The 25310-nt window shown below is 63.2% G+C and carries 16 protein-coding genes; 10 read left to right on the top strand and 6 right to left on the bottom strand.

From position 1 onward, the window contains the following. Window positions 1-35: 35 nt before the first annotated feature. Window positions 36-473 carry a nuclear transport factor 2 family protein gene (locus tag HNQ60_RS09375; protein ID WP_184330983.1) on the top strand — a complete coding sequence of 146 codons (438 nt, stop codon included), beginning with the start codon at window positions 36-38 and terminating at the stop codon, window positions 471-473. A 107-nt stretch (window positions 474-580) separates the two neighbouring features. Here HNQ60_RS09375 and HNQ60_RS09370 read toward each other — a convergent pair whose 3' ends face one another. Beyond that, window positions 581-2203, bottom strand: a complete 1623-nt coding sequence (locus HNQ60_RS09370; protein ID WP_184330981.1) for a carboxylesterase/lipase family protein — start codon at window positions 2201-2203, stop codon at window positions 581-583. A gap of 182 nt (window positions 2204-2385) precedes the next feature. Between HNQ60_RS09370 and HNQ60_RS09365 the strand changes: the two genes are divergently transcribed. Both HNQ60_RS09365 and HNQ60_RS09360 read left to right on the top strand, forming a co-directional pair. Further along, complete coding sequence (locus tag HNQ60_RS09365) at window positions 2386-4206, top strand: DUF885 domain-containing protein (protein WP_184330979.1); 1821 nt, start codon at window positions 2386-2388, stop codon at window positions 4204-4206. Window positions 4207-4442: 236 nt separating this feature from the next. Continuing rightward, on the top strand, window positions 4443-4958 hold the full coding sequence (locus HNQ60_RS09360; RefSeq protein ID WP_184330977.1) for a redoxin family protein: 516 nt from the start codon (window positions 4443-4445) through the stop codon (window positions 4956-4958). Between the two features lie 8 nt (window positions 4959-4966). Here the strand turns inward: HNQ60_RS09360 and HNQ60_RS09355 are convergent, their stop codons facing one another. The 4 genes from HNQ60_RS09355 to HNQ60_RS09340 form a co-directional block, all read right to left on the bottom strand. After that, window positions 4967-7060, bottom strand: a complete 2094-nt coding sequence (locus tag HNQ60_RS09355; protein ID WP_184330975.1) for an ATP-dependent helicase — start codon at window positions 7058-7060, stop codon at window positions 4967-4969. Between the two features lie 60 nt (window positions 7061-7120). Beyond that, window positions 7121-8029 (bottom strand): DUF72 domain-containing protein, encoded by a 909-nt coding sequence (locus HNQ60_RS09350; RefSeq protein WP_184330973.1) that lies wholly within the window; start codon window positions 8027-8029, stop codon window positions 7121-7123. 115 nt (window positions 8030-8144) lie between these two features. Further along, a complete protein-coding gene (locus HNQ60_RS09345) occupies window positions 8145-11033 on the bottom strand; it encodes a protein kinase domain-containing protein (protein ID WP_184330971.1) in 2889 nt (962 codons plus the stop codon). 125 nt (window positions 11034-11158) lie between these two features. Further along, window positions 11159-13165: a S9 family peptidase gene (locus HNQ60_RS09340; RefSeq protein WP_184330969.1), complete on the bottom strand. Its 2007-nt coding sequence runs from the start codon at window positions 13163-13165 to the stop codon at window positions 11159-11161. Window positions 13166-13334: 169 nt separating this feature from the next. On the opposite strand from HNQ60_RS09340, the gene HNQ60_RS09335 reads away from it, so the two are divergent. After that, on the top strand, window positions 13335-13805 hold the full coding sequence (locus HNQ60_RS09335; protein ID WP_184330967.1) for a DUF6265 family protein: 471 nt from the start codon (window positions 13335-13337) through the stop codon (window positions 13803-13805). A gap of 92 nt (window positions 13806-13897) precedes the next feature. On the opposite strand, the gene HNQ60_RS09330 is transcribed toward HNQ60_RS09335, so the two are convergent. After that, on the bottom strand, window positions 13898-15694 hold the full coding sequence (locus HNQ60_RS09330) for an ABC transporter ATP-binding protein (RefSeq protein WP_184330965.1): 1797 nt from the start codon (window positions 15692-15694) through the stop codon (window positions 13898-13900). 257 nt (window positions 15695-15951) lie between these two features. Between HNQ60_RS09330 and HNQ60_RS09325 the strand changes: the two genes are divergently transcribed. The 6 genes from HNQ60_RS09325 (at window position 15952) to HNQ60_RS09300 (ending at window position 25210) form a co-directional block, all read left to right on the top strand. Continuing rightward, the gene (locus HNQ60_RS09325) at window positions 15952-16485 is read left to right on the top strand and encodes a GNAT family N-acetyltransferase (protein WP_184330963.1); all 534 of its coding nucleotides are present in this window, start codon (window positions 15952-15954) and stop codon (window positions 16483-16485) included. 181 nt (window positions 16486-16666) lie between these two features. Next, a complete protein-coding gene (locus tag HNQ60_RS09320) occupies window positions 16667-18343 on the top strand; it encodes a sensor domain-containing diguanylate cyclase (RefSeq protein WP_184330961.1) in 1677 nt (558 codons plus the stop codon). 131 nt (window positions 18344-18474) lie between these two features. Beyond that, window positions 18475-21237, top strand: coding sequence for a DUF2339 domain-containing protein (locus HNQ60_RS09315; protein ID WP_184330960.1), 2763 nt, complete (start codon window positions 18475-18477; stop codon window positions 21235-21237). 53 nt (window positions 21238-21290) lie between these two features. Then, on the top strand, window positions 21291-22670 hold the full coding sequence (locus HNQ60_RS09310; RefSeq protein ID WP_184330958.1) for a DUF3999 domain-containing protein: 1380 nt from the start codon (window positions 21291-21293) through the stop codon (window positions 22668-22670). Window positions 22671-22810: 140 nt separating this feature from the next. After that, on the top strand, window positions 22811-24739 hold the full coding sequence (mnmG, locus tag HNQ60_RS09305) for a tRNA uridine-5-carboxymethylaminomethyl(34) synthesis enzyme MnmG (RefSeq protein ID WP_184330956.1): 1929 nt from the start codon (window positions 22811-22813) through the stop codon (window positions 24737-24739). A gap of 183 nt (window positions 24740-24922) precedes the next feature. Then, entirely contained in the window at window positions 24923-25210 is a 288-nt protein-coding gene (locus HNQ60_RS09300; protein WP_184330954.1) for an NfeD family protein, read from the top strand. Window positions 25211-25310: the final 100 nt, after the last annotated feature.

Below are 25310 nucleotides of genomic sequence, written 5' to 3'. Positions count from 1 at the left end.
ATAGTGTAGAACCGACAGCCCGGAGCCTGATCACCGTGACAGCACCGACCGATTTCCGCGACATGACGCGAGCCTTGTATGCCGTCGTTTCCGCCGCGCCGGGAAAACGCGATTGGCAGGGCATCCGGCACTACTACCATACGGACGCGCGAGTGGTCCGCACCGGGCTCGATGCAGCGGGCGCTCCCTTCGCGAAGATCATGTCGTTCGATGAGTACGTCGCGAATGTCGAATCGCTGTTGCAGGAGGTCCGCTTCTCGGAAGTCGAGCTCACTCACGAGGCGTTGATCTTCGGTAACGTCGCTCGCCTCACGAGCGTTTATGAGTTCACCTGGAAATCCCCGACGGAAACGCGTCACGGCCGGGGCGTGAACTTCTTCACCGTCATCCACGAGGGTGGCCAGTGGAAGATCATGAGCATCGTCTGGGACAACGAGCGTCCTGGTCTGACGCTGCCGTCGTCGTTGCTGTAACGATGGGGTTCCCGCTGTGGGTCCGACTTTAGCCGCACGCCGAAGGCATGCTTCGCATGACGTCCGGCTGAAGCCGGACCCACAAGTAGGAGTTCAGAGCCTGCGCACTAAGCGCCCGCCGTCGTCGCGCCAAGCTCGTCCCACAGCAGGCGGAACTCGCGCCGGTGATCGTTCGCGACACGGGTGTCGACGTCGAAGATCATCGTGGCACGCTTGTCGGCATCGTAAGCGGGCCATGCAGGGGTGAGTGCGGATTTCGGTACGCCCTCCTTCGCAAAGCCTGTCCACACGGCGGCGAATCTCTCCACGAGCTGCTTGCCATCCTTGCTGCCGCTGCCATTGATCGCGCCGCGGAAATCGTGGATGGCGGCGCCCACGTCGACGCCATGCACCGCACCGAATTTGCCGTCGAATGCAGGGACTGGCCATTCCCACGTGTAGAAATAGACAGGTGCCGTTCCCTGCGCCGCCTTCAGCTCGGCCTGTTTGATCGCGCTGCGACGGAAACGCCGGTCAGTCGCGATGCGTGCCTGGATCAGGTACGGCGTCACCGACGGGAATGCATCGCGATACATCTTGTAGACGCGATCCGCCTGCGGCCCGAGCTGCTTGCCGATCTGTTCCTTCAGCCCCTCTTCGGTGAGATCGAAGTTCGTCATGCTGAGCGCGGCATCGTCGAGTGTGTAGCCAACGATGATCGGAACGTTGGCCGATTCCGGCGGCGCGACCGGATCGAACGGATGATGGGGCAACGCGTCGGTGCCGATCACGGGGGAGAATCCCGATTGAGCCGTAGCTTGAGCCGCAAGCAACTGCGTGAAGGGCAGTTTCTGCAAGTCGCGGATGTTGCCCTTGCCGATGCCAAGCACGTTGAGCAACTTCTCCGCCGATGTTACGGCCGCTTCCTGTGTCATGAGACGCAGCGCCGATCCACTCTGCACGCCCGCGCGCTGAAAGAGTCCCTTCGCACCGGGCATCGCGAGCAGTGTGCTGGTCTTCGCGCCGCCGCCCGATTGACCGAAGACCATGACGCGATCCGGATCGCCACCGAAGCGGCCGATGTTCTGCTTCACCCAGCGCAGCGAGGCGACCATATCGAGTGCGCCGGCAACGCCCGCGTACTTGAATTCGGGCGGTGCACCCAGCTCGCCGAGCCCAAGAAAGCCGAATGAAGACAAGCGATGGTTCACGCTCACGACGACGACATCGTCATAGCGCGCCGCCTGGTCGCCATCGAAACCGATCGTGTTGCCGGAACCGCTGGCGAAACCGCCGCCGTGAAACACGACGAGCACCGCACGCTTCGCGTTGTCGTTGATGCTCGGCGTCCAGAGATTCAATACCAGACAGTCTTCGCCGATCCCGCCCGGCTGCCGATCCCACAGGATCAGGCCTGAATAATGGCTGCGACGATCGGTCGGCGTTTGCGGCGCGATCTGCCCATAGTCGAAGGCATCGAAGACACCGGTCCACGAAGCCGGTTCGCGGGGCGGCAGGTATCGATTCGCGCCCGCGGTCGAGGCACCGTAGCGGATGCCCTTGAACGTCTTGATGCCGTTCCATTCGACACCGCGGACTTTGCCGTACTGGGTTTCGACCGTTGGGAACATCTCCGCTTCGGTGATTGCCCGGGCCGCACGCGGCACGAACAGGCTCATCGTCGAGCCCGCGATCGCCGCCGAGCCGCCCACCAGAACATCGCGACGCGACCATCCTGCTGTCTTGCGCATGGATCCCCCTAGTAGAAAGAGCGCCATTCTTCTGTTGACCGGTCAAATCGTGCGCAGCGCGAGCTCTTCGGGCAATCGCAGCGGGTCGGCTATTGCAATTCTTTTCGTTGGCGGCCGTCCCGGCGCACTTTGGCGGAGTCCGGGGGCTATGATTGCGCTCCCGAATCGAAGGAGCTCTCTCGATGACCACCAGCCGCCGCGAATTCATCGTGGGCACGGGCGCCGCCATCGCTGCCGCGAACCTGCCAGCGCCCGCAGTTGCCGCGGACAGCAACGCGTCGGTGGAAAAGCTGCTGGCTGACTTCGCCGAGGAACTCCTGGTCGATTACCCCGAGAGCGCGACGGGACTGGGTATCGACAACGGACTGCGGGCTCCTCTGAAGGCGAAGCTCGCCGATCGGTCCGCCGCTGGTCAGCAAGTAGTCGCGCAACGCGTCGCGAATCGGCTCGCTCGCCTGAAAGCGATCGACACGAAGAGTCTCAGCGAAGCCACCCGCATCAATGTCGATGTGATGCGCACGGCGCACGAGTTCGCTTCGGAAGGATTCAAGTTTCCCTACGGTGACGTTGCGCTGCTCAATCTGAGCTGGTCGTGGCGCAATGCGCCCTACGTCGTCGCGCAAAACACGGGCGCTTTTCTCGAGATCCCCGGGATGCTCGAGGAGCAGCACACGATCGTCACGCGTGAAGACGCCGACGCGTACCTCGCTCGCCTGGAAGCCTACGCGGGTCAGCTCGATGGCGAGACCGCACGTCTGCACTCGGCCGCTGCGCAAGGCGTGATCGCTCCGGACTTCCTGCTCGACAAGACGCTGCGACAACTCAAGATCGCCCGCGACGGCAAGCCGTCGGACTGGTCGATGATTGCTGCATTGGCGAAGCGCACGAAGGCGATGCCGGGCGACTACGCAGCGAAGGCGTCGAAGATCGCCGCGGACAAGGTTTCGCCAGCCCTCAATCGTCAGTTCGTTGAGCTTGAGGCGCACCGCAAGCGTGCCACGAGCGACGCAGGTGTCTGGAAGCTGCCGCAAGGCGAGGCTTACTACGCGTGGACGCTGAAGGCGGCGACGACGACGCAGATGACGCCGGAACAGATTCACGATCGCGGCCAGGAAGAACTGCGTGCGCTGCAATCGGAAATGGACTCGATCCTGAAAGCGCAGGGCCTCACGCAAGGCACCGTCGGCGAGCGGATGACGGCGCTCGGCAAGCAGGAACGGTTCCGCTTCCCCGAGAGCGACGAAGGCCGCGCGCAGCTGATGAAGTTCCTCAACGAGCGCGTTGCGGACATGCGAAAGCGGTTGCCGCGTGCATTCGCAACGCTCGTTCCGGGCAATCTCGAGATCAAGCGCATGCCTCCGGAGGTCGAGCCCGGCGCTCCCGGTGCGTACGGCGGCGCAGGCACGATCGACGGCAAGGTGCCGGGCAAGTTCTGGATCAACCTGCATACGCTCGCCATCTGGACAAAGTACAACCTGCCGACGCTCACGTACCACGAATCGATTCCGGGTCACGTGTGGCAGGGCGAGTACACGTTCAAGATGCCGCTCTTCCGTTCGCTCCTCGCGTTCAACGCGTATTCGGAAGGTTGGGCGCTTTACGCCGAACAGCTCGCGAACGAGCTTGGTGTGTACGACAACGATCCGTTCGGCCGCCTCGGTTATCTGCAATCAATCGCTTTCCGCGCCTGCCGGCTCGTCGTCGATACCGGCCTGCACGCGAAGCGCTGGACGCGTGAGCAGGCGATCCAGTGGTTCGCGACCACGAACGGTTCGAGCGTCGAAGAAGTCACCAGCGAAGTGGATCGCTACTGCGCATGGCCGGGCCAGGCGTGCGGCTACAAAGTCGGTCACAGCGAGATCAACCGTCTGCGGGCCGGCGCGCAGAAGTCGCTTGGCGCGAAGTTCGACCTGCGCCAGTTCAACGACACAGTCGTCAAGAGCGGCGGCGTGCCGATGGTCGTACTGGGACGAATCATCGACAGCTTCGTCGCAAGAGGCTGACGTCGCGAGGATACGAGCGACGTCATCCCCGCGAAAGCGGGGATCCACGCCTCGGCACGAAACGAAGGACCGTCATCCCCGCGAAAGCGGGGATCCATCTCCCTTTGGACCCGCCAATCGTGTCCACCTCCGCCGCTTGTGTTCGCAATCCCGCGCCCACAATGTCAGGGTGACCGTCACAAACCCTTGGTTGTGCCGGTCTTCCTCATTGAATCGAACCATTGCAGGGCTCGCACATGCGTCTGTTGTTGCTCATGGCTCTCCTCACGCTTTCGTTGTCGAGTGCGGAAGCACGAGCGCCGCTCGCGCCGGAGTTCACGCATATCGGATCGGCGGACTGGATCAACTCGCAGCCGCTGCGCCTGAGAAATCTGAAAGGCAAGCCTGTGCTGGTGGAGTTCTGGGCGTTCGAATGCGTCAACTGTCTGCGCTCGATTCCGTGGGTGAAGAGTGTGCAGGAGCGCTACGCCGACAAGGGACTGGTGGTCATCAGCGTGCACACACCGGAGTTGCCGCAGGAACGTTCCGCAGCGAACGTGCGTGCGGCCGTCGAGAAGTTCGGCATCACGCATCCCGTCATGCTCGACACCGACTACTCGTACTGGAACGCGATGAAGAATCTCTACTGGCCGGCGTTCTATCTCATCGGCCCTGACGGCCGCATCGCAGCCGACGCGATCGGCGAAATGCATGTCGGCCACGAGCGAGCGAAGGAGTTCGAGCAGGAGATCGACGCCGTACTGGCCCGCTAGCTGGCTTCTCAATCCCACATCGCCCGCAACTTCTGCCCCGCATCGATCTTCGCTTTCGACTGCGTCTGCCCAGCGTCGCGCCCCGTCGCCAGCGGCCACGACTTCATTTCAAAGTTCCGCAACAGATCTTCGGTCATGAAGCGGCTGCGCGCGCCGTAAACGTGCTTGTCGCCAGTGCGACTCTGCTGCGTGACGTAGTAGCGCAGCGGCGCAATGAGGTGCAGGTCGAATTTGGCTCGCGTCATCGCAACGTAGAGCAGGCGGCGCTCTTCCTCGATAGCTTCCGGCTTGCCCGTTGCGTGTTCATTCGGGAAGTTGCCGTCGGCGACATTCAGCACGAATACGTTGTCCCATTCCTGGCCCTTGGCCGAATGAACCGTGGAAAGAATGAGATAGTCCTCGTCGAGCAGCGGATCGCGGGAGAGATCGCTGCTGACCTGAGGCGGATCGAGCGTCAGCTCGGTGAGGAACCGTTCGCGGCTTTCATACTGTGTTGCAATTTTCTCGAGCTGATCGACGTCGCCCGCACGAACCGGCGCTGCGTCGTAGAGCCGCATCAGATGCGGTTCATACCATTGCCGCACTTGCTGCATCTGGCCAGCCCATTCGGTGGTTCCGCTAAGTTTCTCCATCAGCGACATCAGGCTCGGCCAGCATTCGCTCGCGGCTGAAGGCACCTGGTACTTCGCGAGGGTTTCGAATGCGTAGCCGCTCGCTTCGAACACTTTGAGGCAACGATCGGCGTGGGCCGGACCGAAGCCCGGCAGGAGCTGCAGCACACGGAATGCGGCCAATCGATTGCGCGGATTGTCGAGCCAGCGCAGCACGGCGAGCACATCCTTCACATGCGCGGCCTCGAGGAACTTGAGTCCGCCGTACTTCGCATAGGGAATATTGCGCCGGACGAGCTCCAGTTCGAGGACGTCGCTGTGATGCGAGTTGCGCATGAGTACAGCCTGCTTGCGCAGCAACGTTCCCTGCTCTCGTGCAGCCAGGATCTGCTCGACGATGTAGGACGCCTGCGCCTGATCGTCCTCGACGGTGACGTACTGAGGTTTGCGTTGTGAGCGATGCCCCGAACGCAGCTCCTTCTGATACTGCCGATCCGCATCGCGCATCAGCGCATTCGCTGCGTCGAGCACAGGCTGAACGGACCGATAGTTCTGCTCGAGCGTGACGATCTCGGCCTGCGGCGAGAACCGCTGCGGAAACTCCAGGATGTTGTCCACCGTCGCGGCCCGGAACGAATAGATTGCCTGGGCATCGTCACCGACGACACACACACCGGCGCCCTCGGGTTTCATGGCGAGCAGGATCTCGGACTGCAGCGTGTTCGTATCCTGGTATTCATCCACCAGAACATGATCGAACCGGTCGCCGACTTCCCGGGCAAGCTGCGGCTCCTGCACGAGCACATGCCAGTAGAGAAGCAGGTCGTCGTAGTCCAGGAGCTGTTGCGCCTGCTTCGTCTCGACGTATCTGCGATAGAGGCGCGTCAGGTCCTCAGCCCATTCGCTGCACCAGGGGAACATATCGTCGAGCGTCTTCTGCAGCGGATTGCGTGTATTCACGCGGTGCGAATAGATCGCAAGACAGGTGTCCTTGCGCGGAAAGCGCTTCTCCTTTTTCGTGAGTCCAAGTTCCTGGCGCAGAAAATCCATGAGATCCGCGGCATCGCCGCGATCGATCACGGAGAACGCGGGATCGAGTCCCAGGGAGTGCGCATGTTCACGCAACAGTCGATTGCCGATGGCGTGAAAAGTCCCGGACCAGAGTTGCCGTGCTGCGTTCGGCGGAAAGGAAATCGTCGGCCGCGACCGCAGTGTCTCGTTGGCGATCAGCTCGGCGCGTCGCAGCATTTCCTGCGCTGCGCGTCGCGTGAACGTGAGCAACAGGATCCGCTCGGGCGAAACCCGATTGAGGAGCAAATGCGCAACGCGATGCGCGAGCGTATTGGTCTTGCCCGTGCCGGCGCCGGCGATGATGAGCAATGGCCCGGCGCTGACCCCGCGGCTATTCGCTGCGCCATGGGTTGCGGCGCGCAATTGCTCTGCGTTCAGGCGGTGGCCGAAGGAGGGCGAGGTTTCGAGCTGGGCGTTCATCCCGGGGATGATAGCGGGGACTGTATATAACGCCAGCGGTTCGCGGTTGGCGGTTGGCGGTTAGGGGGAATCCGAGAGGAGGCGGAGCATGGTTCGGGCGTTGCGGATGCCCTGATCCTCCATGTTGTTGTTGAAGATCATGTGGACGTTCTCGGCCTGCTCGCCGAGGTGGCGGACAGGAGTGATGAAGTCGCGCAGCTCTTCGTCGCGGTAGTCGTAGTTGAATCGGTCGGATGCGGCTTTGAGGCCCTTCAGATTCCAGGTGTCCGCGTTGCGGCCGTGCATCCGGACCATGGCGAGTCCGGGGAGCGTGGCTTCCCAGACCGTCGGGATCGAGCCGGGGAGTTGCGGTTCGTCCACGATGACGTTGCAGAAGCCGAGTTCGCGTTCGAATGCCAGGATCGAGTCGCGTTGTCTGCCCTCGAACCAGGATTCGTGGCGAAACTCGAGCGCGATCGTGTGGTCCGGGAGACGCTGGCGAATCTGCTCCATGTAGACGCGGCTGCCGCGGTTCGGCAGGAACCACTTTGGAAACTGAAACAGCAACGCGCCCAGCTTGCCGGCACTGCGCAGAGGCTCGAGCGAGAGGTGGAACTGCCGCCACAGCTCATCCTGAAGTTCTGCGCCAAGGTCGTTGTAGTAGAGCTGACGGGACTGCGACTCGCCGAGCATGACGCGCACGTTCGGAGGCAGCACCTTTGGATCGGTCTGGTGCTGCGTGAAGAGGCGAAACACTTTGATGTTGAACACGAAGTCGTCGGGCGTGCGCTCCGCCCACAGCGCTGCGTTCGTAACAGACGGCATCGCGTAGTAAGTGCTGTCGACCTCGACGATCGGAAACTCTGCGGAGTAGTAGCGAAGCCGTGCCTCGGCAGTCTTCACTTCACGGGGATAGAACTTGCCGCTCTTGAGCAGGGTCGCGTCGGTCCAGGAAGCGGTACCGATGAGAATCCGATTGTCGCTCGCCATGCAGCGATCGTAGCTCAGAAGCCGCTAGCCATTAGCCTGCTGGCCACTAGCCAGAACAGGATGCTCTGCCTTCCTTCTCTGGCTGGCTAACAGCCAGCTCGCGAGGGGTTTCCTGTCATCTTGCCGCCACCGACACCACCGCGCTGCCTCTCAGCACCACTTCGGTCTCCGTAATCTCTCCGAACGCTGGCGCTCCGGGTGTCTTTCGCAGCCTGATGGTGAAGCGTCGTTCCCGGGTCGAACTCGACGGCTTGATCGGAATGAACAACGTGCGCACGTCCTGGCCGTCGTTGAAACGCGCCGTTTGAAGTGTCGGCAGCTCGTAGTCGACGCCTGGTTTTGCCGTGCCGGGTGCGATGCTCCATCGAACGGGCGCGGCACCCGCGGTCGAGCGCTCTCGCAGCAGATTGATTGCAGCCATCTGCTGACCATGAACGACGATCACCCGTCGCGATTGAAACGAAACCACGCCGGACGCGGCTGGCAGCGAGGGTTCAACAGCGGCGGTCGGCAAGACAGGCGCCGCCGATGCAACGATCTCAGGTTCGATGATGGAAATCTCCATGTCCGCGAGCGCTGCCAGGCGCGCTTCGCTTTGCCGCTCGCGTTCGGCAAGCAGACTGAAATCCGATCGCACTTCGCTGGATAGCTGCAGCAATAACACGGCGAAGAATGCGATGCCGGCGATCGTCAACACCGGCATCGCTTCGCGCCACTGCGGCCGCGGCTGGATGGAGAGCGAGCCGATACTCCTGCGCAGTTCACGCCAGTGGGGCCACATCTCGACCGTGCGGCGCCAGGGAATTCGAGGCACCGAAATCGAGGCGGCGATCCTTGCTGTGCTCGCGCTGGCGGTGCGCCAGCCATCGCGGACGCGAGTGCCCGACCGCTGTGCCTGGACCGCTGCGGCGGACAAGATTCTGCGACCGCGACTTGGGCGACGCGGTCCGACGAATGGTTCGAGAGCAACAACCGGTTCGAGCGTCGACAGCGTTTCCTCGATGGGCGCCGCCTGTTCTGGCGCTGGCCCCCGCCGGCTGGCCGCTGCAGCGACAACAAGAGGTTGTGGCAGCAGTCGCGTGTCGAATCGAACGATCGGCTCCGACGCCGCTGAAGGAATCAGATGCAGATCGGGCCAGTGCACGGACAAGCGCTGCTCCATCCGGACCTGCGGCATCCAGGACGAGGGAGCAACGGGCAGAGCCCCGGAGCTTCGCGGTTGAGCAGCGGACCGCGTTGCTGAGGCGAGCGCCGCATTGCGTACCCGGAAGCTCGTTGCCGGTCGCAGTTGCCGCAGCCGTGTTGCAATTGCTGCCCAGCTCGAAGGCCACGCTCCGCGCCATTGCAGCTCGGGCGTTGGCGCCGACCGCGGCTCTTCTTCCTGCGGCTCGCTGTCGGACTCGATCGACGGCGGTTCGCTGATTGGTTCCGCCACCACAGCGGCGACAACGGGCTCGATGCGTTCGCGCGTTCGGGGGCGCAGCGACAACCACGAGAGTCGATGGCGCCAGGTCGGTTTCGCGAGGGGCTGCTCTGGAACCTCCTCCGTCGGCTCCGTTTCCATCGTCTCGGGTTCGCCGACAGGAGGCGATGCGGCCGATGGTTGAAAGCCGTCGATGCGAGGCTTGGGATCGATCAGTTCGTGCGGAATCGTCTTGCCCCAACGCACCCGTGGCTGGTCCTCCTCCGAAGCCGCTGTCGATGCAACCCGCGCCGGATTTTCATCTGGGCTGACCCAGCTGTCCGGTACGACACCCGCGAATTGCGCGAACGCTCGCGCGATGTCTTCCGACGTCGCCGGGCGCTTCTCGCGTTGCTTCGACTCTGACTCATGTTCGCGTTGCGCCGACGGCGACGGATCAGCGGCCGACGACTCATCGCTTGCAGCAGCCGGCTCTGAATACTCCGGTTCCGGCGTGCGAGGCTGACGAGCATACGCAGCCTTGGCACGTACTTGTGCGGCGTTGAGGGAGTCTACGAACTCCCTTGCGCTGGCGGGACGTTCGTCCCGCTCCCACGAAAGCATTCGCGCGATGACGCCGAAATGACGCGCGGGGATGCTCGGAAGCCACGTCAATCGCGCACCCTCGTCGCGTACGTCGAGGGAGGACTTGAGAGCGAACGGATGCTGGCCGCTGAGGATCTGATAGGCGAGGCACCCGAGGCTGAACAGGTCGTCGCGCACTTCCGCAATCTCGCCCTCCAGGATCTGCGGGCTGGCGTAGGCCGGTGTCGCGAATCTTTCGTGGAGGGGAACGATCATCCCCGATTGCTCGGGAACCGAGCCGAAGTCGAGCAAGTGCGCGGCGCCACGCGTATCGATGAACACATTGCCGGGCTTCAGGTCGCCGTGGACGACGCCGTGTTCATGAGCGCAAAGGAGCGCTTCGCTGCATTCGATCAGGATGCGCAGCGCTTCCTGCGTCTCCAGTCGCTTCTCCGGCTGATGATGCAGACGCCGGCTCAGCGATTCGCCGTGCAACAGCTCCATCGTCATGAACCACACGCCGTCGTCGCAATCGAGATCGAACACTCGCGCGATGCCGGGGTGCGTGAGTCGCTGCATGTAGCGGAACTCGCGGATGAGGCGCTGGATGCGCGTGTCATCCGAGCGATACGCCGGAAGCAGGACCTTCACCGCGACCATTGCATCGGCGCTGTTGCCATGCAGGCGGTGGCGATCGAGCGCGCTGAAGATGGTCGAGGTGCCGCCAGCGCCGATCGCCCGTTCGATCAGGTAGCGACGGCTGAGCACGGTGGCCATGCCGATTTCGCGCACCGCATCAATCGAAGGCGGCGGCAGGTCGGCGTTCTCCTTCGCTGCGCCGTCAGTGCCCTGGCCGTTGATTCCCTGAGAATTGATACCCTGTGTAATGGGCTCGCTGTCGGCGGTTGCCTCGATCTTCAGATCGCTCAGTCGCACTGTTGCAGGATCGGACGCGGCAGCACTCGCCGGCAGGTGGTTCCCCTTTGAGTTGGTCTGCCCGGTGGTTGGATCTGACATACGCGCGCGAAACACACCGAAGCCCGCTGCTTCGTTTGCATTCAATACACCTCACCCGAGGCTTCGGTTCCTCGGACTTGTACCGATCTTTGGCGATCGTTGAGGTGTAGGCGCCGTCCGACAAATTACTCCGTGCCGCGCAGATACTTGCCGAACCAGCCCAGGTAGCGCTGCATCCGATCCTTCAGGTAGCTCGGCTTGCTCAAGCCATGATGCTGGCCGGGATAAATGATGAGCTGCGTATCGATGCCGGTGCTGCGCAGCGCCTGATACATCTGCTCCGAGTTCAGCAGAGGAACGTTGAAGTCCGCTTCGCCGCACAGGAACAGCGTCGGCGTCTTGATCCGATCCGCATGCAGCAACGGATAGGCATTGCGCAGATAGTTGTCGAGGTTCTTCCAGGGTGTGCCGAGCTCCGCTTCGTACTCGCGCACATACATGTCGGTGCCGTAGCCAGCGAGCGCGTTGCCGATCGATGCACCGCTCGTTGCTGCCTTGAAGCGCGAATCCTTGGTGATGACGAAATTCGTGAGAATGCCGCCGTAGCTCCATCCGCCGACGCCGAGCCGCGCCGGATCCGCGATCCCTTTGCTGACGGCGTAGTCGACCACAGCAAGAACGTCATCGGTGTCCTTGCCGCCCCACTCGGCCCAGATCGCGGCGGCGAACGCCTCACCGCGTCCCGAACTGCCGCGCGGATTCGTTGCGACGACCACAAAGCCTTGCGAGGCGAAGATCTGCCACATCGGCATGAATGAATTCGCGTACTGCGAAACAGGGCCGCCGTGAATCTGCAGGATCGTCGGATAGCGGCGCCCTGCGACATAGTCCGGCGGTGTCACGATGAAGCCACTGATCTGCGTTCCGTCCTTCGACTGGACGGTCACTTCCTCGGTGCGAGCCAGCGTCACACTCTTCAGCCACGCATCGTTGTGTGAAGTGAGTGCACGTGCCTTGCCGCTTTCGACGGCAAACACTTCGTCGGGACGATCGACCGTGCTGTCCAGGATCGCGATGCGATTCTTCGGTCCGAGGTCGAATGCCGTCGTTTCGCGTCGGCCCTCGAGAATCCGATCGAGCTTGCCGGTCGCCGGATCGAGTCGCACGAGGTGCTGGTTGCGATCGTCTTCGATGAACGCGTAGATCGACTTGCCGTCCTGCGACCAGCGCGGCGCAATCAGATTGCGATCGATATTGCTCGTGAGCACTCGCGTGGTGCCGTCGAGCGAGACGGTCATGAGATCCTGCTTCGCGTAATAGATGAGCTTCGGATCGCGCGCCACGGTCAGGACGATGGAGCGACCGTCGGGTCGCCAGGAAGGCGTCGTCATCCAACCGGAATCGCCCGCATCGCCGTGGAATGTCGTCACGAGCCGCGCTTCGCTGCCGGCACGCGGCGCGATGACATAGAGACCGTTGTCGTTGCTGCGATCCGGATCCGGGCCGCGCTTGCTGACGAACGCAATCTGCGATCCATCCGGCGACCAGGTCGCCCAGCTTTCGTCGAATCGACCGGAAGTCAGGGCTTCGGTCTTGCGGGTGGCGACATCGAAGAGATAGAGGTGCCGACGAAGCGCGCCGAGATAGCCCGTCTCGTCCTCCTTGAAATAGAAGCGATCGATGACGATCGGCGGCGCCGTCTTGTCCTTGGCTTCGGCCGCGCTTGAGGGATCTTCATCCATCACCACCAGCACGATGCGCTTGCCGTCGGGCGACCATTCATAGTCGAGGACATCGCCCTTGAACGACGTGACGACCTGCGCTTCGCCGCCGCTGCGATCCATCAGCCAGAGCTGATCGGGATCGTCCTCCCCGCCTCGAGCCGACAGGAAACTGACGTAGCGCCCGTCGGGGCTCCAGCGCGGTGTGTGTTCGCTCTCCTTGGAGTTCGTGAGCTGGATCTGGCGCTTGCCGTCCCAACTCGTCATCCAGACGTGGGTCGTGCGCTTGTCCTTTTCCAGGTTGGCGGTGCGAACGGTGTAGGCGACCCAATCGCCATCGGGCGAGAGTTGCGGATCGTCGACAGCGTGCAGCGCATTGATGTCATCGGCGTTGAGCGGCCGGCGAGCCGGCTCGGCGGCGAACGCCGTAAAGGTGAGCAATACAGCGAAGACGGCAAGAAGACGTTGCATGAAACGCACCGGGAAACCTCGAGGCTGGATCGCGGAGGGAAGGACGCGATTCGAATTCTGGATGCGATCGAGAGTGGCGTAGCGCGTGACGGGAGTCAAACCGCCTGCGATGAAATGAATTGCCGGGTCGTCGTATGCAGTCGTAGGCTCCGCGCACAGGGAGAAACAAATGATTCGAGCCGCTTTCCGAACGATTGCCGCGTTTACGTTCTGCGTACTGCTCTCGAACACGGCAGGCGCCGCCGCATGCGATTCATTGCAGGTCGCCCACTGGTTGCTGGGCGAATGGGAAAGCCGCGACGGCGACAAGACCTTCACGGAAACCTGGAGGCAGCTGAGCGACGCGACTTTCGAGGGCAAAGGCGTGACGCTGAAGGGCGGGAAGCAGATCGACGGTGAGTCGTTGCGGCTGGCGCGGATGGAGAAAGGCGTGTTCTACATCTCGAAGGTCGCGCACAACCGCTTGCCGATCGCGTTCGAGCTCATCGTGTGCGAGCCGCAGCGGCTCGTGTTCGAGAACGCTTCGCATGACTTTCCGAAACGCCTCGAGTACGTCGCGACGAGCGCGGACACGATGAAAGTCGCGGTGACGGATGGGAAGGAGAAGGGGTTCTCGCTGAGCTTCAGGCGGAAGCGTTAACCCCTCGTCATCCCCGCACACGCGGGGATCCATCCTGCCGAAGCATGGATTCCCGCTTTCGCGGGAATGACAACAGGGCCAGGAGGCCCCTCCTAACCAATCATCTCCTCTGCTCCCACAAACGCCCCCGACTGCCGGTCGAACAACCTCCGGTAATGCCCGTTCGGCCGTTCGAGCAGCGTCTCGTGATCACCGTCTTCGACGATGCGTCCGTGTTCGAATACGAGGATGCGATCCACCGCGCGCACCGTCGACAGGCGATGCGCAATGATGATCGACGTGCGTCCCGCCATCAGTCGTTCCATCGCCTGCTGGATCAGCGCTTCGGACTCCGAGTCGAGACTCGACGTCGCTTCATCGAGGATGAGGATGGGAGCATCCGCCAGGAAGGCACGGGCGAGCGCGACGCGCTGGCGCTCGCCGCCCGACAGCTTCACCCCACGTTCGCCCACGAGTGTCTGATAGCCACGAGGCAAGCGCTCGATGAAGTCATGCGCGTTCGCCAGTCGGGCTGCGCGCTGGATCTGCGCCAGCGTGGCGTCCGGTCGCGCGTACGCGATGTTCTCCGCCAGGCTGCGATGAAACAGGATCGGCTCCTGCTGCACGATCGCGATCTGCGTGCGCAGCGACTCCTGCGTCGCATGCGAAACGTCCTGGCCATCGATGAGCACGTGGCCGTCCTTCACGTCGTACAGCCGCTGGATCAGCTTCACGAACGTCGTCTTGCCCGATCCGGAGTGACCGACGAGACCGACGCGCTGACCCGCGGCGATCCGCACGGTCAGATCGCGATACAACGGCACGTGATGACCCGCGTAAGCGAAAGTCACGTGATCGAAGCGCACTTCGCCTGCCGAGATACGCAGCGGTTTTGCACCTGGCGCATCCGCGACGCCCAGCGGTTGATCGAAGAGACGAACCATCTCTTCCATCTCGTTTACCGCACGCTGCAGGTGATGCACGTGCTGGCCGATCTCGCGCAGGTAGCCGTGCACCACAAAGTAGGTCGTGAGCACGTACGTGATCTCTCCCGGCGTCGCCTGGCCTTTCCACCACAGCCACAACGCCGTTGCAGTCACTGCTGTGCGAACGACCCACAGGAGCAGAAGCTGACCGCTGCCGCTCCACGTGTGACGCATCCAGGTACGCCAGGTACGGCGCGACCACTTGTCGACCACACGCGCCAGTCGGGCATCTTCCCGATGCTCCGCTCCGAACGCTTTGACGACTGCGTTCGAGCCAAGGGCATCCGCGAGCACCCCGCCCATGCGCGTGTCCTGAGCATTCGACAGCCGCGAGGCCGGTGCGATGACACGGGTCGCCAGAGTGACTGTGACTGCGACGTACGCGATGGAACCCAGTGCCATCACCACGCCCATCAAAGGCCAGCGCATCCCAAGCAGCACGACCGTGCCGACGAGAACGACGAGCGAGGGCAACAGCGCGAGCAGGAGAACGTCATCGAGCGTATCGAGCGCCCACATGCCTCGAGTGATCTTGCGCACGATCGAGCCCGCGAAGCTGTTCGCATGCCAATCGGTCGAGAAGCGTTGCACGCGGTGGAAAGCATCGCGCGCGACCTCGCTCATCAGGCTGAGCGTCAGTGGTACCACGCACCACCATGCAAGGTGGCGCAATCCCACCATCACCAGGCCCAGAGCAGCCATCGCGGCGAAAGCGAGCATGGCGGCGTCCGCCTGCGCAGGGCCGCCCGCGAGCGCGTCGATCAGCCGACCCGCGTACACCGGAACGAAGATTTCCGTCAGGGTCGCGAACGACATCGCGAGAGCGATCGCTGCGGTGAGCCCCTTGCGGCGGCTCCACAGGCGAAACGTGAAGAACAGGACTTTGCGAAGGACGTTGGCGCCTTCGGCTTTCGAACTCGTCATGATGATCCGACGCGAGTCTCGCGCCGCTCCATTGTCAAACCAGGGATACGCTCCGCGTGAGCGGAGTCAGCTACACGTGTCGGACCCGCCCGGGCCCGCGGACTTCAATGAGTGCCGGCCACGTGCGGAAGGCGCATGGGTGTGTTCATCGATGCCTCCCTCTGGTTGCAGTGAGAATGGAGGCACCTAAATAGCATTGCGGGCGTGCACGCCGCAAGCGGATTTCCGTCCCAAACAGCGCCATCGTACGATTGGGCATGAGCACATCCGATCTCTCTCGCCCGCCTGCCGTCGTCGTTCTCGAAACTCCGCGTCTGATCCTGCGCCGTCTCACTGTCGACGACGCGCCGTTCATGCTGACGCTGCTCAACGATCCGTCGTTCTTCGCCAACATCGGCGACAAGGGTGTACGAACGCTCGACCAAGCGCGCCAATTCCTGCTCGACAGTCACATCGCGAGCTATGAGCGCAACGGCTACGGGCACTACATGGTTGAGATCAGGCAGACCGGGGAGCCGATCGGCACCTGCGGGCTCATCAACCGCGAGGCGCTGAAGGCGATCGACGTGGGATTCGCCTATCTGCCGGCGTACTGGTCGAAGGGCTACGCGACCGAAGCGGCGCTGGCCGTGATGGACTACGGCCGCCTGCAGCTTGGGCTGCGGAAAATCGTTGCCATCGTATCGCCGCACAACAGCGGCTCGATCCGCGTGCTCGAGAAGCTGGGCCTGCGCTTCGAGAAGCCGGTCCAGATGGTCGCCGGGGGCGAGACCATTCATTTATATACGTAGGGGCCGGCCGTTCTGGCACCGTGCTGGTGCATTCTGTCACCACAAAGCCGCCCGGCGTGCAATGGGTAATCCCGTACACCCTGACGTCTTGCCTTCGCCCGAAATCGCACCGTACGCTACTTTCCTGCGCCGCGATTCGCGACGGGTTGGGCGACCCGGCGGCATCGCGCCGGAGGCAACTGTGCGTCACCTGCTTGCGGTATGGCTGTTATGCCTCGCCGCGGGTCTGTCCCCGACTGTGTTCGCGGATTCCGTACCCGAATTCCAGCTTCAGATGCTCGACGCAGCGGGAGACCGCAGCGCCGACGATGTCGCGCGCGGCGCACTCGACAGCCATTTCAAGCCGTTTGACTATCGCGAAGCCCGCAAGGGCGGCGGCGTCTTCTGGCTGAAGCTCGTTCCGGCGAGCGACTACGCGCCTGACGCGGTCGCAACGCTCAACATTCACAAGGGCCGGCATCTCCACCTTCGGCTCTTGTCCGAGCGCGACGGCAAGGTGTCGTCGCTGCCGCAAGCCACCTCGCTGCCCGGTTTCCGCGGGGCCCATGAAGCGGTCTTCATTCTTCCCGACGGGCTGAGCAGACAGCGGGCGCTGTATCTGAGAGTGGATCCGCAAGGCCGGGGCTCGGAAGGCTTTCACATCACTGCCTCGACGCTGGACGCAACGCTCGCCCGCGGTGCCGAGCACGCGCGCATGATTGCAATCACGTTCGGCGGCCTGATGGCGATGGCGCTCGCCGGTTTCCTGATCTGGTTCGTGCTGTCCGACAAGCTGCTCGCGCTCTATGCGTCGCTGTTTTCGCTGCAGGCGCTCTACATGGCGTTCCTGTCGGGACAGGCATTCGAATGGCCAGGCCTGTCGTTGCTCTTGCCGGTGCAGAGTTACACATGGAACGTGACTGCAGCGGTGAGCGGCGCGGTCGCGTGCTTGTTCGTCCGTGAGATCGCCGATCTGAAGCGATTCCTGCCGCGCGCTTACACTGCGTTCGGGTGGCTTGCCGGCACCTTCTTCGTGCTGGCGTTCGCGAACCTCGCTCAGCTCATCGGGCTCGGCGGGATCGTGGCGGCGATCGGCAATCTCGTGTTCCTGTTCGCTGCTGTGTTCACGCTCGTCGTTGCGTTCCTGGCGTGGCGAAGGAGCAGTCGGGCAGCGGGATGGTTCCTCGTTGCGTGGGGATTGCTCGAAGCGTTCACGATCGCAACGTCGATCCGCCTGCTCGTCACCGATCCGGAAGGGGCGGAGTGGCTGCTCTACTATGGCCTGCCGTTGTCGATGGTGGCCGCAGCGGTGCTGATCGCATTGGGCGTCGCGGACAAACTGCGCGAACAGCGCCTGGCCCTGAGCGATGCGGAGCGGCGTGCGCAGACCGATCCGCTCACCGGTGTCCTGAATCGCCGGTCGCTCGTCGAACGCCTCGATGCCGCGTGCCTGCGCGCACAAGCGCGAGGCCTGCCGATCGCATTGCTCTTCATCGATCTCGATCACTTCAAGCAGATCAACGATTCCTACGGACATCTCGCGGGAGATGCGTGCCTGCGCGCGATCATCGCGCCGATCCAGGCCGAGCTGCGGCAATCCGATGTGGTCGGCCGTTATGGCGGCGAAGAGTTCGTCGTGATCCTGAGCAGCGCGGACGCATCGGCCGCCGAACCGATCGCTGAGCGCATTCGCAAGCGCGTCTCCGAAGTTCGCGTCGAAGGCTATGGCGAGCCGGTCAAGCTCACCTGCAGCATCGGCATCGCGACGAGCGACATGCTCGGCGTCTGGGGCGAGCATCTGATCGCCCATGCGGATACCGCGGTGTACGCAGCGAAGCGGTTTGGCCGCAATCGGGTCCAGGTTGCCCTGGCCGCGTGATTCACTCTCCGCGGGTCGCAAGACACAAGCTTCTCCGTATCGGCTCCTGATACCGCCCGCCGGGATTTCCTTCCGCCGAGCGCTCTGTGTGACACTGCTCTCCTAGAAGAACAACGCGAGGACGCGGCGACATGCAGGCCGACAAGAAGCCTTCATCGAAAGGAATGACATTCGTACTGGCGTTGGTGTTCGGCGTCTTCGTGGGGGGCATCCAGGAGGATTTCGCCGGCTTCATCATCGGCGCAATGCTCGGCGCCCTGCTGGCGCAGGTGATGCACCTGCGTACCGTGACGAAGCTGCAATCGGAGCGGCTCGCGGAGCTCGAGGGCGAGCCTAAAGCAAGGCAACCGGTACAGCAGCCGCATCAGGAAGCGCCTCCGCGTCCGAGCGAGCCGCGTCGTGCCCCGATCTTCGACAAGGCGTCCGACACAGCTGTTTCACCTGTGATGCCCGCGCCCGCCGCTCAACCCGCACCCGCGGCGAGCGTCGCAGCGACGACGCCCGCACCTACGGCGAGGCCTGTCGCTACACCGAGGCCTCCGCCGCCGCCCTCGTTCGTCGAGGAGCGCATCAACGATTTCATTCGCTGGTTCAAAGGCGGTAATCCGCTTGCCCGCATCGGCATCGTCATTCTCTTTTTCGGAGCTGCCTTCCTCGCGAAGTACGCCGCGGAGAACAGCCTGTTTCCGATCGAGCTGCGATTCGTCGGTCTCGCGATCGGCGCCTTCGTTCTGCTCGGCTTCGGCTGGCGCCTGCGCGAGAAACGCCCGGCGTATGCGCAGCTTCTTCAGGGCGGTGCGGTCGCCGGTCTGTATCTGACGGTTTTCGCCGCGAGCCGGCTTTATGGATTGATTCCACTCAGCCTGGCCCTCGGCCTGCTGATCGTGATCGCGCTGGCAGCCGCAATCCTGGCCGTCGCGCAGAATGCACTCGCGCTGGCGGTCATCGGTACTGCGGGCGGATTCCTTGCGCCGATCATGGTGTCGACCGGCAGCGGCAATCACGTCGCACTGTTCACGTACTACGCGATCCTGAATCTCGGCGTGTTCGCCGTGGCGTGGTTCCGGACCTGGCGTGTACTCAACGTGCTCGGCTTCGTGTTCACGTTCACGATCACAGGCCTGTGGCGAGCATCGGGCTACGAGGCGAACGATCTCTTCACCACTGATTTCTTCCTGATCCTCTTCTTCCTGATGTATGTCGCGGTGTCGATCCTCAACTGCGTGCGTCAGCCGCCGAACCTGAAGGGCTACGTCTCGGGCTCGCTGGTGTTCGGCCTGCCCGTCGTTGCATTCACCCTGCATGCGACGCTGGTGTCGAAGATCGAGTACGCGCTGGCCTGGAGCGCTTTGATTCTCGGGTTCTTCTATTTGATTCTCGGCTGGACGTTGTGGCGCACGCGACGCGACACGTTCCGGTTGCTGGTCGAATCGTTCGCCGCACTGGGCGTCGTCTTCGCCAGCCTCGCGATCCCGCTCGCATTCGACACCCGGACGACTGCTGCGATGTGGGCAGTCGAGGGCGTCGGATTGCTCTGGCTGGGCGTGAGGCAGGAACGCCGGTTGCCACGCGCCTTCGGTGCGCTGCTCCAGATCGTGGGTGGACTGGGCTTCTTCGTGGGGCTGGCGCGCTTCACGAGCACGCAAGCCGTGTTCAACAGCATCTATCTCGGCGCGCTGATGCTTGCGGTATCAGGCTTGCTCAGCAGCTACTGGTGGCATCGCAATCGCGAACGCCAGGCTGTCTACGAAGCCGGTGCGGAAGTGCTGTTCGCGGTCTGGGCGCTGGCCTGGTGGTTGTTCGGCGGCCTGCATGAGATCGACCGCTATCTGCCCACCGCGGTGATGGGCAGCACGCTTATCTACGTGGCGTTCACTGCGGCGCTGCTGGCGTTCATCGGCATCAAGGCCCGTTGGTCGCTGCCGCAAACCTTCGCGCTGTATCTGCCGGCGCTGGGAGCGCTCTTCTGCCTTCTCTACGCGACTCACGTCGGGCATCCGTTCGGCGAATGGGGCGAATCCGGCTGGCTGCTGCTGTTAGCGGTCCAATACGGATTGTTGTTCCTTCTCAATCGCGACCGACTCGATGCGCAGCGGATCGGCGAGCAGGCTCTGCACGCCGGTGCGTTCTGGGCACTCGCGCTGATAGCCGCATGGGAAGTCAGCTGGCAGGTCGAATACCACACGAGCGGCGTCTGGCCGGTGCTGCCGTGGGGGCTTGCGCCGGCGATATTGCTTGCGCTCCTGGGCCGCAAACAGCTCGCTCCGCCGTGGCCGCTGGCGCAGAACGAATCGACCTATCGCATCGTCGTTGCCATTCCGCTGGTGGTCGTAGTGAGTGCGTGGATCGTGTTCGTGAATCTCACGAACATCGGTGACCCCGGCTGGCTGCCGTACATTCCGCTCGCGAATCCGCTCGATGTGAGCGTGGCGCTGTGTCTCGCCGCGATCGGCTTGTGGTGGACTTCGCTCGGGCACCTGGAACGCGGGAAACTCTGGAGCGATGAACGAGGCCCGGTCGTCGTGATCGCAGCACTGGTTTTCCTGTGGCTGAACGCGGCGCTGATTCGTTCGCTGCATCACAACTTCGGCGCACCGGCCACGCTGACTGGAATTCTCAACTCGACGCTCGTCCAGGCGTCGCTGTCGATCTTCTGGGGATTGCTGGGTTTCGCGGCCATGACCGTCGCCGCGCGCCAGAAGTGGCGCTACGTGTGGATCGTCGGCGCGGGGCTGATGGCCGTCGTGGTGGTGAAGCTGTTCGCTGTCGATCTCTCGAGCATCGGCACCATCGCCCGCATTGCGTCGTTCCTCAGCGTCGGCGTGCTGTTCCTGGTGACGGGCTATTTCGCCCCGCTGCCGCCGAGGAGAGAGAGTCGGGAGGCGACTGAATGATCCTGCAATCCGTCCCAGCGACTGAGAATAGAAAAGATCAAAGGACGCTCGCGATGACATCGAAAGTCGGCTTGCTTGCTTTCACTCTGCTGTGCGCTGGTGCGAATGCGGCGCCAGTGCCCGACGACTACGCACAGGGCGTCGACATCTTCAGCTACGAAGGCCGGCCTCTTGTTGAGGTGCTGGTGCCGGATTTCGTGTACCAGACGGCGACTCGCGACGATCTCGGCGACGTACGTGTGTTCAATGCCGAGGGCACCGCGGTGCCGCATGCATTCTGCGCATCGCCAGCAACTGTGCAGCCCGTGATCATGAACGCGTCGTTGCCGGTCTTCGATCTGCAGGCAGCGGCACCGGGCAGCGGGAACGGTGCGACCGTGGAAGTGGAAACCTCCTCGGGCACGCAGGTTCGCGTGCAGGAAGAGGGTGCGACGCCCTCGACGACCGGCGAGACGCAGACATGGGCTCATGTGATCGATGCCCGAAGCGTGAGCGGCATGCTGCGCTCGATCGAGTTCGACTGGATGAGCCCGGACGGCGCATCACAGGCGAGCGTGCGCATCGAGGCGAGCGAAGATCTCGATCAATGGCGATCCGTCGTTCCATCGACGACGCTGTTGCGTGTGACGCGAGACGGCCAGCAACTGCAGCGCAAGGTCATCCCGCTGCCGTTGCAGACTTATCAGTATCTGCGCGTCGTGCGCACCGATGACGGCCCTTCGCTGCAGCTCGCGGCGGTCATCGCGGAAGTGATGCAGCAACCGCAGTCGGTGGAGCCAGTGTGGTTCAACGCGAATCCCGTGGCCTCGGGCAATGCGGGTGAGCTGCTCTTCGATGCGGCTCGCATCGCACCGGTGACTTACGCGCGACTCGTACTACCGCACGACAACGCCTCGGTGCGAGTGAGTCTTCAGAGCCGGGCGGACGAGAAGGCCGCGTGGCGGGATCGATGGAGCGGGGAGTTCTACTCGATCGTGACCGAAAGCGAGCGACGCACGAGTCCGCCGGCGGAAATCGATGGCGACCACGACCGCTACTGGCGCGTCGTCTACTCCGACGCGTCGCAGGCGCTCACACGCGCTCCATCCCTCGAACTGGGCTACCGGCCGGCAAAGGTCCGATTCCTGGCACAAGGCGCTTCGCCCTACACGCTGGCGTTCGGCAGCCGTCGCGCCGAGCCGGCGCCAATCCAGCAATGCGGCAGCCTTCTGGCGGGAGTGAGCGAGAAGGACCTGTCCCAGATGATCGGCGAGGGCAGTGTCGGTGCCCCCCATACCCTGGGCGGCGAAGTAGCGTTCAAACCCCTGCCCCAGAAGACCCCAGTACGCCTGTTCGTCCTGTGGGGCGTGCTGATCCTCGGCGTAGGCGTGCTGGTCGCCATGTCCTTCGCCCTGCTCAAACGCGTCAGGCATGAGACAGAATCGGCTAAGTGACTAGCCGGAGTACCCGCTGAGCCGGCGGAGTCCGTCCCTACGGCTCCGCCTCATTTTGGCCCTCACCCCACCTGCCCTAGAATACCCGCCTCTTTTTCCGGCCTAACCGCCAACCGCCAACCGCTAACCGCTTCTATCCCATGCTTTTCCCCTCCCATTTCGACGTCATCGTCATCGGCGGCGGCCATGCCGGGACCGAGGCTGCGCTTGCCGCTGCCCGGATGGGATCGCGCACGCTGCTGCTGACGCAGAGCATCGAGACGCTGGGGCAGATGAGCTGCAATCCGGCGATCGGCGGGATCGGCAAGGGTCACCTCGTAAAGGAAATCGATGCGCTGGGCGGTGCCATGGCGCGCGCGGCGGATCGCGGTGGTATTCAGTTTCGTACGCTGAATGCGAGCAAAGGGCCGGCGGTGCGGGCCACTCGCGCGCAAGCGGATCGAGTGCTGTACAAGGCTGCGATTCGCTCGATGCTGGAGAACCAGCCGAATCTCACGTTGTTCCAGCAGGAAGTGGCCGATCTCGTCATCGAAGGGGATCGCGTTCACGGCGTCATCACGCAGACGGGCATCGAGTTTCGTGCCCGCGCCGTCGTGCTCACTGTCGGCACGTTCCTCGGCGGAAAGATTCATGTGGGCCTCACGAATTACCAGGGCGGTCGCGCAGGCGATCCGCCGTCGAACCGGCTCGCGGAGAAGCTTCGTGCACTGCCGTTCCGCGTTGGACGCCTGAAGACGGGTACGCCGCCACGCATCGATGGCCGCACGATCAACTACGAAGGATTGCTCGAGCAGCCGGGCGATACGCCAACGCCTGTGTTTTCCTATCTGGGCACACGCAGCGAGCATCCGCGCCAGATCGCGTGTCACATCACCTCGACCAATGAACGCACGCACGAGATCATCCGTGCGGGCTGCGATCGCTCGCCGATGTTCACGGGTGTGATCGAAGGCGTCGGTCCGCGCTACTGCCCGTCAGTGGAAGACAAGGTCCATCGTTTCGCGGACAAGACCTCGCATCAGATTTTCATCGAGCCGGAAGGGCTCACGACGCACGAGATCTATCCGAACGGCATTTCGACGAGCCTGCCGTTCGACGTGCAGTTCGATCTGGTGCGCTCGATCAGAGGCTTCGAGAACGCGCACATCACGCGGCCCGGCTACGCGATCGAGTACGACTACTTCGATCCGCGCGACCTGCGGGCGAGCCTGGAAACCAAGTTCATCGGCGGATTGTTCTTCGCCGGCCAGATCAACGGCACGACAGGCTACGAAGAAGCCGCGGCCCAGGGAATTCTCGCGGGCATCAACGCGTCGCTGCAGGTTCAGGAACGCGAAGCCTGGTCGCCGCGTCGCGATGAAGCGTATATCGGCGTGCTGGTCGACGACCTGATCACTCGGGGCACGAGCGAGCCCTATCGCATGTTCACGAGTCGCGCGGAGTACCGCTTGCTGCTGCGCGAAGACAATGCCGATCTGCGCCTCACGCAGAAGGGCCGCGAGCTGGGCCTCGTCGACGACGAGCGCTGGACGTTCTTCGAACGCAAGCGCGAGCTGATCGCGCAGGAGACCCAGCGCCTCGACGACGCTGTGATTCATCCGCACCAGATCACCGAAGCGCAGGCGATCGATCTGCTCGGCGCCGCGCTCCCGCGCGAAGCACATGCTTATGCGTTGCTGCGACGGCCGGAAGTGTCGTACGGCGCGCTTGCGCAATTGCCCTGCGTCGACCGCCCGGAATGGATGAAGCTGCCCGAGGCGGATGAGCGCCTGATTGAACAAGTGACGCAGCAGCTCGAAGTGCAGGCCAAATACACGGGCTACATCGACCGCCAGCAGGACGAGATCGAACGGCAGCGCCGCCACGAGGAGACGCATCTGCCCGCTAGCCTGGATTTCGAGCAGGTCCGCGGCCTTTCGACCGAAGTGCGGCAGCGTCTGCGGGACGTGCGGCCATCGACGATCGGTCAGGCGGCCCGCGTGCCGGGCGTCACCCCCGCTGCGATTTCGCTCTTGCTGGTTCATCTGAAGCGCCAGTCGGCAGCGGCCCGGTCCCAGCGAGCGGGATGACTCGGACCCCGGTTGAGGGAAGCCCGCTGACCTCGTTGGCGCCCCCTCGATCCGATGCTCGGATTCCGTAAAGTTCGCGGCGGGTTACGTCGCAAGTTTGTGATTGTCTTCATCGTTTCCCGGTTGCAGGGCTTGCTACGCTGCGGTTGCGTACCCTTCGGATGCTTTGCCTGACGGACCCCCATGATCTGGTTTGCGATCTTCGCCACGACTGTTTTCGCCGTGTACTTCTGGATGCAGTACCGGGCGCGGCAACGCGAGCTCGATAGCCCGCTCGCGAGCCATCGCACGGGCCACAGCCACATTGGTCAGGTCGTGGTGCTGGAGCAGGCACTGCAGAACGGCCAGGGCAAGATCCGTCTCGGCAATCGCGACTGGTCGGTTCGGGGACCGAATCTGCCGGCGGGGGCGAAGGCCAGGGTCACCGGAGTGGATGGAACGATTCTGCTCGTTGATCGAGTGGCGGCATAGGCAGAGGCGGCGAGCTGTGAGCTACGAGCTGTGAGCTACGAGCTGTGAGCCGGAGCTAGGAGTTCGCGCCGTTCCGCCCTCCGGCTCACCGCTCGCAGCT

The organism is Povalibacter uvarum (assembly GCF_014202975.1).
GTDB classification, from domain to species: Bacteria; Pseudomonadota; Gammaproteobacteria; order Steroidobacterales; family Steroidobacteraceae; genus Steroidobacter; species Steroidobacter uvarum.
This window is presented reverse-complemented; position numbering and strand designations above follow the sequence as displayed.

Bases quoted from the DNA above. Each gene is read 5' to 3' on its own strand.
- HNQ60_RS09315 (WP_184330960.1), top strand. From the start codon at position 18,475: ATGCAGGCCGACAAGAAGCCTTCATCGAAAGGAATGACATTCGTACTG.
- HNQ60_RS09350 (WP_184330973.1), bottom strand. From the start codon at position 8,029: ATGGCGAGCGACAATCGGATTCTCATCGGTACCGCTTCCTGGACCGAC.
- HNQ60_RS09335 (WP_184330967.1), top strand. From the start codon at position 13,335: ATGATTCGAGCCGCTTTCCGAACGATTGCCGCGTTTACGTTCTGCGTA.
- HNQ60_RS09370 (WP_184330981.1), bottom strand. From the start codon at position 2,203: ATGCGCAAGACAGCAGGATGGTCGCGTCGCGATGTTCTGGTGGGCGGC.
- HNQ60_RS09360 (WP_184330977.1), top strand. From the start codon at position 4,443: ATGCGTCTGTTGTTGCTCATGGCTCTCCTCACGCTTTCGTTGTCGAGT.
- mnmG (WP_184330956.1), top strand. From the start codon at position 22,811: ATGCTTTTCCCCTCCCATTTCGACGTCATCGTCATCGGCGGCGGCCAT.
- HNQ60_RS09355 (WP_184330975.1), bottom strand. From the start codon at position 7,060: ATGAACGCCCAGCTCGAAACCTCGCCCTCCTTCGGCCACCGCCTGAAC.
- HNQ60_RS09310 (WP_184330958.1), top strand. From the start codon at position 21,291: ATGACATCGAAAGTCGGCTTGCTTGCTTTCACTCTGCTGTGCGCTGGT.
- HNQ60_RS09345 (WP_184330971.1), bottom strand. From the start codon at position 11,033: ATGTCAGATCCAACCACCGGGCAGACCAACTCAAAGGGGAACCACCTG.
- HNQ60_RS09340 (WP_184330969.1), bottom strand. From the start codon at position 13,165: ATGCAACGTCTTCTTGCCGTCTTCGCTGTATTGCTCACCTTTACGGCG.
- HNQ60_RS09365 (WP_184330979.1), top strand. From the start codon at position 2,386: ATGACCACCAGCCGCCGCGAATTCATCGTGGGCACGGGCGCCGCCATC.
- HNQ60_RS09325 (WP_184330963.1), top strand. From the start codon at position 15,952: ATGAGCACATCCGATCTCTCTCGCCCGCCTGCCGTCGTCGTTCTCGAA.
- HNQ60_RS09300 (WP_184330954.1), top strand. From the start codon at position 24,923: ATGATCTGGTTTGCGATCTTCGCCACGACTGTTTTCGCCGTGTACTTC.
- HNQ60_RS09330 (WP_184330965.1), bottom strand. From the start codon at position 15,694: ATGACGAGTTCGAAAGCCGAAGGCGCCAACGTCCTTCGCAAAGTCCTG.